General features: G+C 70.5%; 16 protein-coding genes and 1 pseudogene. 5 read left to right on the top strand and 12 right to left on the bottom strand.

All coding sequences use genetic code 11. The features are described 5' to 3' along the window. The first annotated feature begins 31 nt into the window (after positions 1-31). Positions 32-577: a PPA1309 family protein gene (locus tag E0500_RS15930; protein ID WP_131568929.1), complete on the top strand. Its 546-nt coding sequence runs from the start codon at positions 32-34 to the stop codon at positions 575-577. A gap of 139 nt (positions 578-716) precedes the next feature. Here the strand turns inward: E0500_RS15930 and E0500_RS15925 are convergent, their stop codons facing one another. The 4 genes from E0500_RS15925 to E0500_RS15910 all read right to left on the bottom strand — a co-directional run bounded on the left by E0500_RS15925 (position 717) and on the right by E0500_RS15910 (position 3,788). Next, a complete protein-coding gene (locus E0500_RS15925) occupies positions 717-1,814 on the bottom strand; it encodes a PDZ domain-containing protein (protein WP_131568931.1) in 1,098 nt (365 codons plus the stop codon). Positions 1,815-1,884: 70 nt separating this feature from the next. Beyond that, the gene (locus E0500_RS15920; protein ID WP_165935156.1) at positions 1,885-2,049 is read right to left on the bottom strand and encodes a hypothetical protein; all 165 of its coding nucleotides are present in this window, start codon (positions 2,047-2,049) and stop codon (positions 1,885-1,887) included. A gap of 111 nt (positions 2,050-2,160) precedes the next feature. Further along, complete coding sequence (locus E0500_RS15915) at positions 2,161-2,622, bottom strand: molybdenum cofactor biosynthesis protein MoaE (protein WP_131568933.1); 462 nt, start codon at positions 2,620-2,622, stop codon at positions 2,161-2,163. Between the two features lie 53 nt (positions 2,623-2,675). Further along, positions 2,676-3,788: an SDR family oxidoreductase gene (locus tag E0500_RS15910; protein WP_131568935.1), complete on the bottom strand. Its 1,113-nt coding sequence runs from the start codon at positions 3,786-3,788 to the stop codon at positions 2,676-2,678. Positions 3,789-3,981: 193 nt separating this feature from the next. Here E0500_RS15910 and E0500_RS15905 point away from each other — a divergent pair, with 193 nt between their 5' ends. Next, on the top strand, positions 3,982-5,412 hold the full coding sequence (locus tag E0500_RS15905) for a zinc-dependent metalloprotease (protein WP_131568937.1): 1,431 nt from the start codon (positions 3,982-3,984) through the stop codon (positions 5,410-5,412). Next, positions 5,409-5,930 carry an NUDIX hydrolase gene (locus E0500_RS15900; protein ID WP_131568939.1) on the top strand — a complete coding sequence of 174 codons (522 nt, stop codon included), beginning with the start codon at positions 5,409-5,411 and terminating at the stop codon, positions 5,928-5,930. Before E0500_RS15905 ends, E0500_RS15900 begins: the two co-directional genes overlap by 4 nt. A 123-nt stretch (positions 5,931-6,053) precedes the next feature. On the opposite strand, the gene E0500_RS15895 is transcribed toward E0500_RS15900, so the two are convergent. The 4 genes and pseudogenes from E0500_RS15895 to E0500_RS15880 form a co-directional block, all read right to left on the bottom strand. Beyond that, positions 6,054-6,809: an AIM24 family protein gene (locus E0500_RS15895; protein ID WP_131568940.1), complete on the bottom strand. Its 756-nt coding sequence runs from the start codon at positions 6,807-6,809 to the stop codon at positions 6,054-6,056. Positions 6,810-6,825: 16 nt separating this feature from the next. Next, positions 6,826-7,506 carry an AIM24 family protein gene (locus tag E0500_RS15890; protein ID WP_131568942.1) on the bottom strand — a complete coding sequence of 227 codons (681 nt, stop codon included), beginning with the start codon at positions 7,504-7,506 and terminating at the stop codon, positions 6,826-6,828. Positions 7,507-7,517: 11 nt separating this feature from the next. Beyond that, positions 7,518-9,257, bottom strand: a pseudogene (locus E0500_RS15885) (TerD family protein). A gap of 185 nt (positions 9,258-9,442) precedes the next feature. Beyond that, positions 9,443-10,039 carry a M48 family metallopeptidase gene (locus E0500_RS15880; protein WP_131569930.1) on the bottom strand — a complete coding sequence of 199 codons (597 nt, stop codon included), beginning with the start codon at positions 10,037-10,039 and terminating at the stop codon, positions 9,443-9,445. A 244-nt stretch (positions 10,040-10,283) separates the two neighbouring features. Between E0500_RS15880 and E0500_RS15875 the strand changes: the two genes are divergently transcribed. Then, complete coding sequence (locus E0500_RS15875; RefSeq protein WP_131569931.1) at positions 10,284-11,486, top strand: TOMM precursor leader peptide-binding protein; 1,203 nt, start codon at positions 10,284-10,286, stop codon at positions 11,484-11,486. Continuing rightward, positions 11,479-12,825 carry an AarF/ABC1/UbiB kinase family protein gene (locus E0500_RS15870; RefSeq protein WP_131569933.1) on the top strand — a complete coding sequence of 449 codons (1,347 nt, stop codon included), beginning with the start codon at positions 11,479-11,481 and terminating at the stop codon, positions 12,823-12,825. Before E0500_RS15875 ends, E0500_RS15870 begins: the two co-directional genes overlap by 8 nt. Positions 12,826-13,019: 194 nt before the next feature. Here E0500_RS15870 and E0500_RS15865 read toward each other — a convergent pair whose 3' ends face one another. The 4 genes from E0500_RS15865 to E0500_RS15850 form a co-directional block, all read right to left on the bottom strand. After that, on the bottom strand, positions 13,020-13,244 hold the full coding sequence (locus E0500_RS15865) for a hypothetical protein (RefSeq protein ID WP_220141414.1): 225 nt from the start codon (positions 13,242-13,244) through the stop codon (positions 13,020-13,022). Between the two features lie 121 nt (positions 13,245-13,365). After that, positions 13,366-13,689: a hypothetical protein gene (locus E0500_RS15860; protein WP_131569935.1), complete on the bottom strand. Its 324-nt coding sequence runs from the start codon at positions 13,687-13,689 to the stop codon at positions 13,366-13,368. After that, the gene (locus E0500_RS15855; protein WP_131569937.1) at positions 13,686-14,054 is read right to left on the bottom strand and encodes a WhiB family transcriptional regulator; all 369 of its coding nucleotides are present in this window, start codon (positions 14,052-14,054) and stop codon (positions 13,686-13,688) included. The genes E0500_RS15860 and E0500_RS15855 overlap by 4 nt, the downstream gene beginning before the upstream one ends. A gap of 172 nt (positions 14,055-14,226) precedes the next feature. Continuing rightward, positions 14,227-14,553, bottom strand: a complete 327-nt coding sequence (locus E0500_RS15850) for a hypothetical protein (protein WP_165935186.1) — start codon at positions 14,551-14,553, stop codon at positions 14,227-14,229. Positions 14,554-14,688: the final 135 nt, after the last annotated feature.

Raw genomic sequence — 14,688 nt, 5'->3', positions numbered from 1 at the left:
TTCGGGTAACGAACGAGGCAGGATTGTGACCATGTCCAACACACCTCCCATGACGGCGAGCCCCCTCACCCGGGCCGTCCTTGAGATCGACGAGTACGCCTCAGGCCTCGGCTGGGACCAGCCCGCCCGCCTCTTCGCCCTGGTCGACACCGCACGACTGCGGGCCGAACAACCCTCGCTCGCGGACCGGCTGGGCCTGCGTGACGAGTCCGCCAGCTCCGGTCTCACACCGATCGAGCAGGACGAGATCCCGGCGGGCAAACCGCTGGACGAGTTCCTGGGCACGATCGCCTGGCCCGACGCCGTGGTCGGCTGCGCCCTCACCGTGGAGCGGCTGATGCTGCCGCCGTCCGCGGAGGCGTCCGTCCCGGACGGTCTCGACGAAGCCCGTCTCGCCAAGTGGGTCGCGGAGCACCCTGACCGCCAGGAGGTCCGCATGACGGTCGCGGTCCTGCGGGACGGGGCGCGTGAGTCGGCGCTGCGGCTGCGCGAGAAGGACACGGCGACCGAGGTGCTGACCGGGTCGGACCTGGTGCCGGGCCTGGCGGAGGCACTGACGGCGACGTTCGCGGACTGACATCGCGGCGTTCGCGGACTGACGTCCCGGTGTACGTGGCTGGGGGCGCCCGTGTGCGGCTCGGGCGCGCGGCAGGAAGCGGGTCACCCCGGGCGCTGGGCCCTCGGTACCGTCGACGACGTTCGGGCGGGCGGCGCCGTCAGCCCTTGGTGGTGCATTGCGGCAGGTCGGCGGTGTCGCCGGAGCGGATGTCCTTGAGGGCGCCGAGCGCGTCGCCGATGGTGTCGACCTTGACGAGGGTGAGTCCCCCGGGGGTGTCCCTGGCGGCGGTGGCGCAGTTGTCCTTGGGCGTCAGGAAGTACTTGGCGCCCTTGTCGCGCGCGGCGACGGTCTTCATCTCGATGCCGCCGATGGGCCCGACCTTGCCCGTGTCGTCGATGGTGCCGGTGCCGGCCACGAACGTGCCGCCGGTGAGGGAGCCCGGGGTCAGCTTGTCGTAGATGCCGAGGGCGAACATCAGGCCGGCGCTGGGTCCGCCGACGTCGGCGAGCTTGATGTCGATGGTGAACGGGAACGTGTGGTCCGTCCCGGCCGAGATCCCGACGATCGCGCGGTCCTCGCCGCCGTCTTCGGACTTCGTGGTGGTGATCGTGACGGTCTGCTGCTCGGTAGCCGTCCGGTTCTCCTTCTCGGCGGCGGCCTGCGCCTTGGCCGGGACGATCGTGAAGCTGACCTTCTCGCCGGGCTTGTGCTTGGTGACCAGCTTCGCGACGTCCTCGGGCGCCTTGATGGCCGTACCGTCGACGGACTTGATCACATCGCCCGCGTGCAGCCTGCCCTCGGCCGGCGAGTCCTTGAGGACGGTGGAGACGATCACCCAGGACTTCACGGGGACGTCCAGCGCCTTCAGGGCCGCGACCTTGGCGCTCTCCTGGGACTGGCTGAACTCCTCCGCGTTCTCCTGGGTCGACTGCTCCTCGGTCTGGCCGTCCGGGTAGAGCGTGTCGTGCGGCACCACCTTGTTGTCGTGCGCCAGCCACCCGTACACGGCCTCGACGAGGTTCATCCTGTAGTCGGCGCTGGTAACGCGGACCGTGGTCATGTTGAGGTGCCCGGACGTCGGGTAGGTCTTGCGTCCCTCGATGTGCAGCACCGGCTCGCCGTCGTGGTCCCCGAGCGTGTTCACCGTCGGCCCCGGCGACATCTCCGAGTACGGCACGGGGATGAACACTCCCGCGCACAGGAGCGCGATCAGCATCAGGGTGGAGGCGAGCATCGTCGCGGTGCGGCGTGGCATGGAACGACAGTACGGGACGGGTCTGTCAGGGCACTGTCGGGGCCGTCCGTCCGGGGCCCGCTCCGGGATCTCAGCTGCGCGAGCGGGATCTCTCCATGGCCTCGCGGAAACGGGTGTAGCCCGCGAGCTCGGTGCCGTCCTCGACGCTCTTGCGGCTACGGCTCGCCCAACCGCCCCATACCCCGGCACCGACAGCGGCGAAAAGCGGAATCAACAACCAGGCGAGCGCCGCCATGCCGACCTCCCAACCCCATGAGCGACCGCAACTGACTGATCAGCAGATTAACCATCTGCTCCGTCAACGCTCACGCCGGGGGTGGGGTTACGCAACCGGAGACAGTGCGCGCTAGCAGGCGCCGACCCACTCCTCCGTACCGTCGGAGAACCTCTGGTGCTTCCAGATGGGAACCTCGTGCTTCAGGTCGTCGATCAGCTTGCGACAGGCCTCGAACGCCTCACCGCGGTGCGGGCAGGACACGGCCACGACGACAGCCAGGTCCCCGACCCTGAGATCCCCCACCCGGTGGACGGCGGCAAGGGCCCGGACCGGGAAATCGGCGACGACCTTCTCGGCGATCCTCCGCATCTCGGCCTCGGCGCTGGGATGGCACGAGTACCCCAGCTCGTCCACGTCGGCGCCCCCGTCGTGGTTCCGCACAGTGCCCACGAACAGCGCCGTCCCACCTGCCGCTTCGTCCCCGACGGCTCGGAACACCTCGTCCACGGACAGCGGGGTCTCCCGTATGCCGATCAGCTTGATCGGTTGCTGCGCCGCCTGCTCACCGGGGTGATCGTTGTTGGGTGCCATGCGCTCCATCGTGCCCCACACCACTGACAACCCGGAACAGACGCTCCTGGCGATCAGCCCCTCCGCCGTGCCTTCCGGGCCCTTCGTACCAGCGCGGCCGTACCCAGCAGCGCGACCGTCGCGCCCGCGGCGCCCGCCGCCGTCGCGTCCTTGCGGCCCAGCCGGCGCCCAGCCACGGTGTGCCGCCCGGAGACCTCCTCCAGGAGTTCGGCGAGGACCTCCTCGTTGGTCCACTGGGGCCGCCAGCCGGCGTCGTGGAGGCGGCTGCCGCTGACCACCCAGGGGTACATCGTGTACGCCAGGTCACCGGCCGGGGACGGGGTGAGCCCGATGCGGTGCAGCCGCGCCGCCGCGCCCAGCGCCACCGCGGACGGCAGCTCCATCCGGCGGATCCCGCTGAGCTCCTCGACCTCCTCCTGCTCCAGCCACCCGTCACACCCGACGGCCAGCTCGCCCTCGGCCTTCTCCAGGACGGCGTACTCCAGAGCACCGCACAGGTCCTCGACGTGACAGAACTGCCAGGCGGGTCGCGACCCGGCCACCACGAGCAGCCGGGGCGACTCGAAGTACCTGGTCAGCGCCGTGTCGGTGCCTCCTACGAGCACTGCGGGGCGCACGACGGTGACGTTGAGGCCCGGATGGGCGCGCGGCGCCCGGCGCGCGAGCCGCTCGATCTCCAGCAGGTCCCCGACCCCGGTCGCCTCGGCGGTCGCCCGCAACTCGGCGTCCTCGGAGAGCGGCAGCTCGTTGTCCGGCAGCGCCCCGTACACCATCGCTGACGTGCACAGGACGACCCGGTGGACCCCGGCCGCGGCCGCCGCCGTCAGCACCGTCTGCGTCCCCCGGACGTTGTAGGCGGTCCGTGCCGCCGTGTCGGTGCCCAGGTCCAGGTCGACCGCGAGGTGAACCACGGCGTCGGCCCCGCGCAGTTTGTCCGCGATCGCCGGGTCCCGTACGTCCAGGATGTGCCACTGGGCCGCCGCGCACTCACCGCGCCGCTCGTCGATGGCGATGACCTGCTTGATCTCGTCGGATGCGACGAGCCGCTCGGTGAGCAGCGCGCCGATACCGGACGCGGCTCCGGTGACCGCGACGACTGGCCCGCGCACGGCCGGGCTGGTTGAGTGGTTTCGCGTTGCGCGAACCTGCGGATCTGGGGAACTCACCGGGCGTCTCCAGCGGTTGTCTTCAGTACGCAAGCGTGTGACGCGCACGTACCAGGTGGCATCCATCCTGCCGCAGCCCAGCAGTCGGCGACGCATCGAGGCCCGAACCGGCCCGTGGTGTCTACGCTGGGTGGTGTTGTCGGGCAGCCGTGCCGTCGGAGAGAACCGGCGGCCTTACCAGCCGAGGAATCCCGTGAGTGACACCCCATTCGGATTCGGCCTTCCGCCGGAGGAGCCGGAGAACGGCGACGAGGGCAAGAAGAAGGACCAGCAGAGCGGTGGTGGTCAGGGACCGGGCAACCCGTTCGGTTTCGGGCTGCCCGGTACCGGAGGACCTGGCGCCGACAATCCGCTCGCCGCGATGTTCGGTTCCATGAACCCCACCGACCTGGGCGCCGCCTTCCAGCAGCTGGGCCAGATGCTCTCGTACGAGGGCGGCCCGGTGAACTGGGACATGGCCAAGCAGATCGCCCGCCAGACGGTCTCCCAGGGCACCGCCGGCGGCGTGAAGGACTCCAGCGTGGGCCCCGCCGAGCGCTCCGCGGTCGAGGAGGCCGTGCGCCTGGCCGACTTGTGGCTGGACGACGCGACGTCCCTGCCGTCGGGCGCCGGCTCCGCCCTGGCGTGGAGTCGCGCGGAGTGGGTCGAGGCGACCCTGCCGGTGTGGCAGGAGCTCGTCGACCCGGTCGCCGAGCGCGTTGGCGCGGCCATGGGCGACGTCCTGCCCGAGGAGATGCAGGCCATGGCGGGCCCGCTCATCGGCATGATGCGCTCCATGGGCGGCGCCATGTTCGGTACGCAGATCGGGCAGGCCGTCGGCGTGCTCGCGGGCGAGGTCGTCGGCTCCACGGACATCGGCCTGCCGCTCGGGCCGTCCGGCCGGGCCGCGCTGCTGCCGGTGAACGTGGAGGCGTTCGGCAAGGACCTGGGCGTGCCGAGGGACGAGGTGCGGCTCTACCTGGCCCTGCGCGAGGCCGCCCACCAGCGACTCTTCGCGCACGTGCCGTGGCTGCGCTCGCACCTGTTCGGCGCGGTCGAGGGCTACGCGCGCGGGATCAAGGTCGACACCGCCAAGCTGGAGGACGTGGTCGGCCAGTTCGACCCGCAGAACCCGGAGGAGATCCAGCAGGCACTCCAGCAGGGCATGTTCCAGCCGGAGGACACCCCGGAGCAGAAGACGGCCCTGGCCCGGCTGGAGACCGCTCTGGCCCTCGTCGAGGGCTGGGTGGACGCGGTCGTCCACGCCGCCGCGAAGCCTCGTCTGTCGTCCGCGGACGCGCTCCGTGAGACGCTGCGCCGTCGCCGTGCCACAGGCGGCCCGGCCGAGCAGACGTTCGCCACGCTGATCGGTCTGGAGCTGCGCCCGCGCCGGCTGCGCGACGCCTCCCGCCTGTGGGCCTCGCTCACGGACGCGCACGGTGTCGACGGCCGGGACGCCCTGTGGGCCCACCCGGACATGCTCCCCACCGCGTCCGACCTGGACGACCCGGACGGCTTCGTGCACCGCGAGCAGCTGGACTTCTCCGAGCTGGACAAGATGCTCGGCGAGGCGGCGGACGGCGGTTCCTCCGAGCAGCCGAACCTGAAGAAGGACCAGGACGGCAAGGGCGACGGCACCGAGTGAGCGTCTACGACGACGCGATCCTCGTCCTGAAGGGGTACGAGGGCCAGGAGGAGCTGCGCCAGTCGTATCTCGACCATCTGGAGGCGCACCCGGACGGCATGTGGAAGTCGTGCCACACCGGGCATATCACCGCGAGCGCCCTCGTGGTCGATCCCGAGGAGGGCCGGGTTCTCCTCACGCTCCACAAGAAGCTGCGGATGTGGCTCCAGATGGGCGGCCACTGCGAGCCCGAGGACGCCACGCTGGCGGCCGCTGCCCTGCGCGAGGCCTCGGAGGAGTCGGGCGTCGCGGGCCTCACGCTGCTCCCGGGCGGGCCGGTGCGTCTCGACCGGCATCCGATCCCGCCGCCGTGCCACTTCCACTTCGACGTCCAGTACGCGGTCGTGGCACCCGCGGGTGCGGTGCAGGAGATCAGCGACGAGTCGCTGGACCTGCGCTGGTTCGGCTACGACGAGGTGAAGGACGTGGCGGACGACTCGGTCGTACGGCTGCTGGACGCGGCGCGGGCCCGGCTCTGATCCAGTTACTGAGCGGGCAGAGCTCTGAACCAGTAAGGAGTGGCCCAAGTAACCCGAGTAAGGGGTGACCACCTGGCGGGCACCCCTTACCGACTGCTCGCGTTACCGGCTGCTCACGCGAGCTCAGCTCCAGACGTTGCCCTGGTTCTGTCCCCGCGCACCCTGCTGGCCCATGCCGTACTGGGCGGCCAGGCCCGAGCCGATCTGGGCGTTCTGCGGCGGGAGCAGCTCGCTGGGCTGGACGAGGATGAAGCCCTGGCCCATGAAGCTGAGCTCCCAGCCCTCGCCCGTGTTGCCACGGCGCCGCCACACTCCGGAGGAGTGCGTCTGGGCCTGCATCTGCACGCGCAGCGATGTGGACCAGGCCACGATGGCGTCGGCGTCGCAGTTGACGTACTTGTCCGATGTGACCTGCATCATCAAGGGCATGCCCGAGGTCATCAGGGCGACCTGGCCGCGGCCCGTGATGTTGAGCTGGTACTTCCCGGAGCCGGAGATGCCGTAGAGGCTGTCCACGGCGATCACCTCGTGATGCAGCGAGGAGTCCATGGCCAGGACGTAGCTGCTGTCGACGGTGAGGCCGTCCTGATCGACGTCCATCATGTGCACGTGCTGGGCGAGGTTGGCGAAGTAGACCGTCCCCTGCCCGTGGCAGCGCATGAGGTCGAGGCCTTCGCCGGTGTGCGCCCTGGAGCGCCGCTGGTTGTTGTTCTGGTACTCGGCGTCGAACTCGACCAGCCCCTGGTAGGCGACCATCGTGCCCTTGCGCGCGAGGACGTCCTCGCGGCCGTCCAGGGCGACACGCAGCATCTGCTTGTTCTGCAGGCTCCAGCGCTCCTGGGTCTGCTGCTCGTTGTAGCCGAAAATCGGGCTCTGCATGGTGTGTCGCTCCCCCTCAGCCCCGGACTCGGAGGCGGTCGGTGCTGTCCTCGCTGGGCTGGACGACGACGATGCCCTCCCCCGAGAACGCCATCTGGTACGCCTCGCCGCTGCCGCGTCCGATCAGCGACTGCGCCTTGAAACTGCGCTTGCCCTTCACCTTGAGGTTCGGGGACCAGGCGACGAGTGCGTCCGGGTCGACGTACGTCTCGTTCTCACCCCCGCCGCAGTCGACGACGATCGGCTTGCCCCGGGAAGTCAGCGCGACCCAGCCCTGTCCGGAGATCCGGGTGTTCCACAGGCCCTGCCCGGCGAACTTGGCGAGTCCCTTGACCCGCTCGACGCCCCAGGTGAGGTGCGCGTCGAAGGCGAGCAGGTTCGTGGCGTTGACGGAGATCCCGTCCCCGTCGAGGTTGATCACGACGACGTTCGCCCCGTAGTCGGCGAGGTACAGCAGACCGTCACCGGAGCACTTCATCAGGGGCGCGCCCTCGCCGGTGACCCAGTCCTTCGCGATCTGGCGTACGGCGGGCGGGTTGGGCTCGTACTGGACGAACCCTTCGTAGGCGACCATCGAGCCCACGCGCGCGAGGAGGTCGTTTCCGGTCTGCATGGCGACCTTGAGCATGTGGTCGCCGTGGTTCTCCATGCGGGCGGTCACTGGAGCGGGTGCGAAGCCCGCGAGCGGCTGGTTCATGACGGGCTCCCTCAGACCTCGTACGGCTGGACGACGATGAAATTGCCGGGCGCGCCGCGGAACTGGAGGTTCACGCTCTCGCCGGTGTCCCCGGCATAGGCGTTCCGGCGCATCCGCACCTGGCTGGAGACGACCACCTGGGCGGCCGCGGACCAGGCGACCACGGCGTTGCAGTCGGCGAACGTGGTCGGCGTCACAGGCAGGACGACGGGAGCGCCGTGCGTCTTGACGACGATCGTGCCGGTGCCCTGGAACTGCATCGTGTAGAGCGCGCCTCCGGGGATGCCGTGTCCCTCGATCCTGCGCACCTCGTAGTGGAGAGTCTCGTCGAAGGCGAGGACGTTCTCCGCGGACACACAGATCGCGTCACCCTGGAGCTCGATGGGGTGCAGCATCGTGGCCTCCTCGGCGAGGAACACCTGTCCCTTGCCGGAACAGCGCATCAGCTGCATCTCCTGACCCGTCGCGTTGCCCACGATCCGGCCCGCGAAGCCCGCGCCCTTGTAGCTGAAGTCGACCTTGCCCTGGTAGAGCACCATGCTGCCCTGACGCGCGAGCACGGGCTGGTCGCCGCCGATACCGAGGTCGACCCGGACGAGCTTCTTGTTCTGCTGGGTCCACCGCTGCCCTGTGGGCGCCTCCTTGAACTTCTGGAGCGCGGCGGTCACACCGGCACCGCCCTGCGGTGCGCCCTGGGGTACGCCGTACTGCGACGGGGCCCCGGGGGCACCGGGCTGGCCCGGGATCTGGCCGTATGGCGGCTGCTGACCGTATCCGGGGGGCGCCGCCGGGGGCTGCTGGCCGTAGCCCGGAGGCGGTGCGGGTGCCTGAGGGGCCTGGGGGCGTGCGGCTGGGCGTAGCCGGGCGGCAGCGGCGCACTCGGGGCGGCGGGCTGCTGGCCGTAGCCGGGTGGGCCGGGCTGGGCGTACGGCGCGGGTGGGGGCGGAGGCGGGGCTGAACAGCGCTGCCCGGAGGGACGTTCACGGGCGCGATGATGGTGGGCTGCGCGTGCACCGAGGGCGCGGGAGCGGGGGCCGGGGGCGCAGGGGCGGGGGCGTGGGCGGCGTGAAGCCCGGCGCGGGCTGAGGTGCGGGGGCCGGTGCCGGGACGTGCGCCGGAGCACCGGCCGGGGCTGCGAACGCGGGCGGTGCGGCAGCCTGGGACGGCGGGGCGAAGCCCGGTGCGGCGCCGGACTGCGGCTGCTGCGGGGCGGCGGGCTCCTCCTCGGCGACCTCACCGCCGAAGTTCTGCAGCAGCGCGTCCAGGCCGCCGTCGAAGCCCTGCCCGACAGCGGCGAAGCGCCAGACGTCCTTCACGTAGAAGTCGCCCAGCATCACGGCGCGTTCGGTGGAGAACTCGGCCCCGTTGAACGAGTACCGGGCCACCTCCTCGCCGCCCGCGACGATGCGGATGTAGCCAGGGGCGATCTGCGACATCTGCCCGGCGCCGTCGATGGTCGCCGTGAACGACAGCTTCTGGATCTGCTGCGGGATCTTGTCGAGCGTGACGCGGAAGGACTCTGTGTCCCCCGCCTGGGGCCCCAGGAGCTGGATAGCCTCCTCCGGGGACTTCGGCTGGTTGAAGAAGACGAAGTACCGGTCGTCCGAAAGCCGTTCGTCGGCGTCCAGTCCGAAGCAGCTGATGTCGAAGGTCAGTCCGGGCGCCGAGATCTGTACCCCCACGTACAGATCCGTCCCCGCCGTGAGGTCACTGATCCTGGCCTTGTGGCCGCGTTGGAATTCCCTGGCCATGCGTAACGACCGTCCCCCATCCCGATGGTGAGTGCGTCGCGCCAGGCTAACGGCAAAATCCGGCAGCGAACGAAGCCGGTACAGACCCGGTACACAACGCCCGCTTGCGGGCCCCTTCCGAGCCCCTTCCGGCCCGTTTCCGACGCGGGCACGCGCACGCGTGGTGGCCCGTTCTCGTCAGTGGGTCACTCGTCGCGCTCGGCGGGCAGACGCGGCAGCCGGTCGGCGGCGACCACTCCTTCGAGGTAGCCGCGGGCGCGCTCCGTCCGCGGATAGGCCTCCAGCAGCCGCCAGAAACGGGGGCCGTGGCCGGGCACGAGCAGGTGGGCGAGTTCGTGGACGAGGACGTAGTCGACGACGTACTCGGGCATTCCCTGCAACCGGTGCGAAAGGCGGATACTGCCCTCGGACGGGGTGCACGAGCCCCAGCGCGTGTTCTGATTGGTGACCCAGCGGACCGATGCGGGCCGGGCACGGCCGTCGAAGTACTCGAGCGACAGGCGCTCGGCACGCTCGGCCAACTCGGTGTCCCCGATGAGCCGCTTGTTCTCCTGCGCGGCGAGCTTGTCGAGCATGACGGTCACCCAGCGCTGCTCCTCCGCCTCGGACATGCGGGCGGGGATGAGCACGATGGTGCGATCGCCCTCGCGGTACGCGGACACCGTTCTGCGCCTGCGGGCACTCCTGCGGACCTCGATCGCGCTCGCCCCCGAGCCGCTTGGCGGCTGGCTCGTCGTGCTGCGCTCTGGCATTCCGGCACGGTGCAGTGGGTCGGCGGGCACGCCACGACGTTACCCGCTGCACACGTGGGAAGTCCCGACTCCGGGACGGTTCGATACCGATCCGCGCTCCCGGCACTGGGTTTGTACGACTAATACAGCGGCCTGTGGACAACTCCCGACGCCTGGCCGCGGAACCCCGGCATCCTGGCATTCGACGGCGGACCGGACACGACAGCGCGACTGAGGCTGTGGCGTCCGCACCCCGCCGGCACACGGGGACTTACTACGGCTACGGGGGCCGATCATGCATCCGATGGTGAAGCCCGCGCTGCGGCGCGGCTGGCGGGACCTCAACACCGTGCAGTTCGGGATGGCACCCGCGCACGCGCTGGTGCTGGGGCCGATGGACACGGCGACGGGCAGTTTCCTCGCCCTGCTGGACGGGACGCGCGGCCTGCCGCTCCTGCGCGACGAAGGACGCCGGATGGGGTTGCCCGAGGGGCATGTCGACGGGCTGGTGGAGCGGCTCGCCCAGTCGGGCCTGCTGGACGACGCAACGGGAGGCGGCCCGGCCGCGGACGCCCTGCGGCAGAAGGACGGGGTCGTGGACCGTCTGCGCCCCGACCTCGCGGCGCTGTCCCTCGTCTCCCCCGAGCCGGGCGGCGCGATGGGCCGCCTCGCCGCCCGCCGCTCCCTGCGGGTGCAGGTGCGCGGCGCCGGACGGGTGGGCGTGACCCTGGCCACACTCCTGGCGGGCGCGGGCGTGGGCAGCGTCGACGTGCGCGACGTCGGCCGGGTCGAGCCATGGGACGTGGCACCAGGTGGACTGCCGGCCGACGCGATCGGCGAGCGCAGGGACGAGGCGGCACGCCGGGCGGCACGAAGAGCGGCGCCTGATCGTCGCCCACGGGCAACCACGTCCGGAGAGGACCCCGGCTTCTCCCTGGTGATCCTCGCCCCGAGAGGTGGCGTCGACGTCCACGCACCCGACCCGGTCGCCGCCGAACCGCTCATCGCCTCGGGAACGCCGCACCTCTATGCGGGGGTCGTCGAGGGAACGGGCGTGGTCGGCCCGCTGGTCCTGCCCGGCGAGACGGGCTGCGCGGGCTGTCTGGACCAGGATCGCGCCGACCGGGACGCGTGCTGGCCGCGCCTGGTCACACAGTGGCGCTCGGGCAGACCGCGCCAGGTGGAGGCCTGCGACCTGGCCCTGGCCTCGGCGGTGGCCGGACTGGCGGCAGGGCACACGCTCGCCTTCCTGGACGGTCAGGTACCGTCCAGCGCGGGGGCGCGTTGGGAGGTGTCCCTTCCGGGGTTCGACTGGCACTCCAGGCCGGTGTGGGCACATCCCGCATGCCCGTGCGCGGCCACGGAGAAAGGTAATGGGGAACACACCTCGGAGGACGGGGACCCACACGAGACAATGGCGGGGCAACAGCGGTCAACGAGCTTGTCCCGCACAGCACACTCCGCACGGCGGTCTGGGACTTGGAGGGCGCATGTCTGATCTTCCCCGGAAGGCGGTCACCCGTACCGCCAAGCTCGCCGCGCTCCCGCTCGGCTTCGCCGGGCGGGCGACCTGGGGGCTCGGCAAAAGGATCGGCGGGAAGTCGGCGGAGATCGTGGGCCGTGAGCTGCAACAGCGCACGGCGGAGCAACTGTTCAAGGTGCTCGGCGAGCTCAAGGGCGGCGCGATGAAGTTCGGGCAGGCACTGTCCGTCTTCGAGTCGGCGCTGCCGGAGGAGATCGCGGGGCCGTACCGCGCGGCCCTGACCAAACTCCAGGAAGCGGCACCCCCGATGCCCACACACACGGTGCACTCGGTGCTGGCGGAGCGGCTCGGCGAGGACTGGCAGGAGCTGTTCCTGGAGTTCGAGGACAAACCGGCCGCCGCGGCCTCGATCGGCCAGGTGCACCACGCGACCTGGCACGACGGCCGCGAGGTCGCGGTCAAGGTGCAGTATCCGGGCGCGGGCGAGGCTCTCCTGTCCGATCTGAAGCAACTCGGCCACTTTGCCCGCCTTCTGGGGCCTTTGATCCCGGGGATGGATGTCAAGCCGCTGATCGCGGAGCTGCGCGACCGCGTGTCCGAGGAACTCGACTACGGCTTGGAGGCTCAGGCTCAGGAGGCGCACGCGGCGGAGTTCGCGGACGACCCGGACGTCCTGGTTCCGGCCGTCGTCCACCAGTCCGAGCAGGTCCTGGTGACCGAGTGGATCGACGGCACGCCACTGTCGGATGTGATAGCGGACGGTACTCAGGAGCAGCGCGACCGCGCCGGTCAGCTGCTCGCCCGGTTCCTCTTCTCGGGCCCTGCCCGCACCGGCCTCCTGCACGCGGACCCGCACCCGGGCAACTTCCGCCTGGTGCCCGACGAGAAGACCGGCTGGCGCCTGGGTGTCCTCGACTTCGGCACGGTGGACCGCCTCCCGGACGGCCTGCCCGCACCGATCGGAAACTCCCTGCGGATGACGCTCGACGGCCAGGCCGAGGCGGTCTACGAGCTGCTCTGCGCGGAGGGCTTCGTCAAGGAGTCCGTGGAGCTGGACCCCGACTCCGTCCTCGACTATCTGCTGCCGATCATCGAACCGGCCCAGGCCGACGAGTTCACCTTCACCCGGGGCTGGATGCGCACCCAGGCGGCCCGTATAGCCGACCCGCGCTCCCCCGCCCACCAGCTCGGCAAACAGCTCAACCTGCCCCCGTCGTACCTGCTGATCCACCGGGTGACGCTGAGCACGATCGGGGTGCTGTGCCAACTGGGCGCCACGGTCCGTCTGCGGGACGAGCTGGAGGAGTGGCTGCCGGGGTTCCTGCCGGAGGAGCAGCAAGCCGCGGAGGCGTGATCGCCGGGAGCTGCGGCACGAGACCGCGCGGCACGCAGGGACGAACCGTGGTGCGACGCCGGGCACTTCCCAAGCTCGACGGGGCCGACCCGGTTCGTACCGACCACCACGCATTCCTGCCGACCAGCGCACGTTCCTGCCGACCACCGTATGCTCCCGCCGGCCACCGCGTGTTCCTGGAGTGATCAACTGCCTCACCACCAGGCCGAGTCCAGGCGTCTCTCGATGGCCCTGATGTTCGCTCGGGCGCAGTTGTCGCAGAAGTAGTGCCGGATGCCGTTCTCCACGGAGCACGTCCAGGTGGGCTGAGGGTCTTCGGCCGGGGTGCCGCACTGGGCGCAGACGAGGTGGGGCGCTTCCGTGGCGTCGGGGCACCGCGCGGAGCCGCTGTGGTCGCAGTCCCCGGGATGAATCGTCACTTGGCGACGATATCGCCGCGTCTGACGGTTCGGTGGGCGCAGCACACAGCGGGGGCCGGTCCGTTCGGACCGGCCCCCGCTCAGCTACTGCTTCTGTTGGTGCCCGTGTGTCTGGCTGCGGCTACTGCATCACGGCCATGGCGAGCGCGCGGCGAGCCCGCATCGAGGCGCGCTCGGCGCGGCGCTGCATCCGCCGGGCCATCGCCAGGCGCATCGCCCGGCGCTCCTGCTCCGCCTCCCGCAGTCGGTCGTGCATATGCGCACGGGCCAGGGCTTCTGGAATGAGTTGCATCTCTCGGGTCCTGTTCTGACGCGAGCCGGTCGCACCGGCGGTGGTGAAGTCTGGAATCGCGGAGCCTGCGGGCTCATGGGTGGACGGCTTCATCGGGGCCTGCTTCTTGGGGTCGTGCGTGAGGGGGCGGTCGATCGTTCCTAGCGTGTTCATGCCGTGACCGGGTTCTTGCGCGGGCGACCACGCGGCCGCTTGCGGGCCACAACGACACCCTGGACGAACAGCTCGCCACCCCAGACACCCCAGGGCTCACGCCGCTCCTTGGCGCCGGCGAGGCAGGCCTCGATCAGCGGGCAGGTGCGGCAGAGGGACTTGGCGTACTCGACGTCCGCCGGCGACTCGGCGAAGAAGACCTCCGGGTCGTAGGAGCGGCAGGGGACGGGCACGCCAAGGTTCTCGATGGCGTCGTCGAGCGCGGTGAGCGCAGTGAGCGGGGTCAAGGTGGAGTCCTCCGTGAGGCCGGGCGGGGAGATCGTTTCGGAAGGCGGTACGGACGGGGCGTGCGCTTCGAGTTGCACGGTTCGTCTTCCTCGTCTGGTCGTTCCGGCCGGTTGGCCGGTGGCGGCTGGTACCGGGTTCTTTCTTGTCCCGAGGCCCCTTCGCTCTGTCATCCCCGGTGAGGGACAAACAGAAGGGCCGCGGATCCCGGATGGGGTTCCGCGGCCCTGAAGGCGCCGGCCTGATCGGCGATCAGGCTGGATCACTCCAGGGATCTGGCCCACGGAAGGCCCACATCGTGTGGTGCTGCGTCGTCTGCTTCGGGGATCCGGCACCGGCGGCCGCCACAAAGGCATAGGCCTGCGCCTGTGCCACTGCTGCTGCTTCCAGTGCCTTGGTCGGTCGCTCGTTGCGCTCACGGACGGGAAGACCCGCGAGAGACACAGGGGACGCCGGCCGGACGGCACGGATGCCGGACAGACCGGTGCCCAGGTTCGAGACGCCGAGCATGCACAGGGAGACGGCCGAGCGATCGGTCAGTTTGACGGTGCTGACGGTGCTGGTGTTGATGCTGATCACTGGAATCGCCTCCTCTCGGCGTCTAGGGGGATCGGGGTGAGCCGATCCAGCGGTTATTAAGTACAGCACGAAACCGGGGCCTGGGAGAAGGCCGCCGTTCCCGTGCCTAAGAACCTATGGGGATTGCTGGCGCAT

Origin of the sequence: Streptomyces sp. KM273126 (assembly GCF_004337435.2) — a bacterium.
GTDB classification, from domain to species: Bacteria; Actinomycetota; Actinomycetes; order Streptomycetales; family Streptomycetaceae; genus Streptomyces; species Streptomyces acidicola.
Note: the sequence above shows the minus strand (reverse complement) of the source record. Positions and strands in the feature narration are given on the sequence as shown.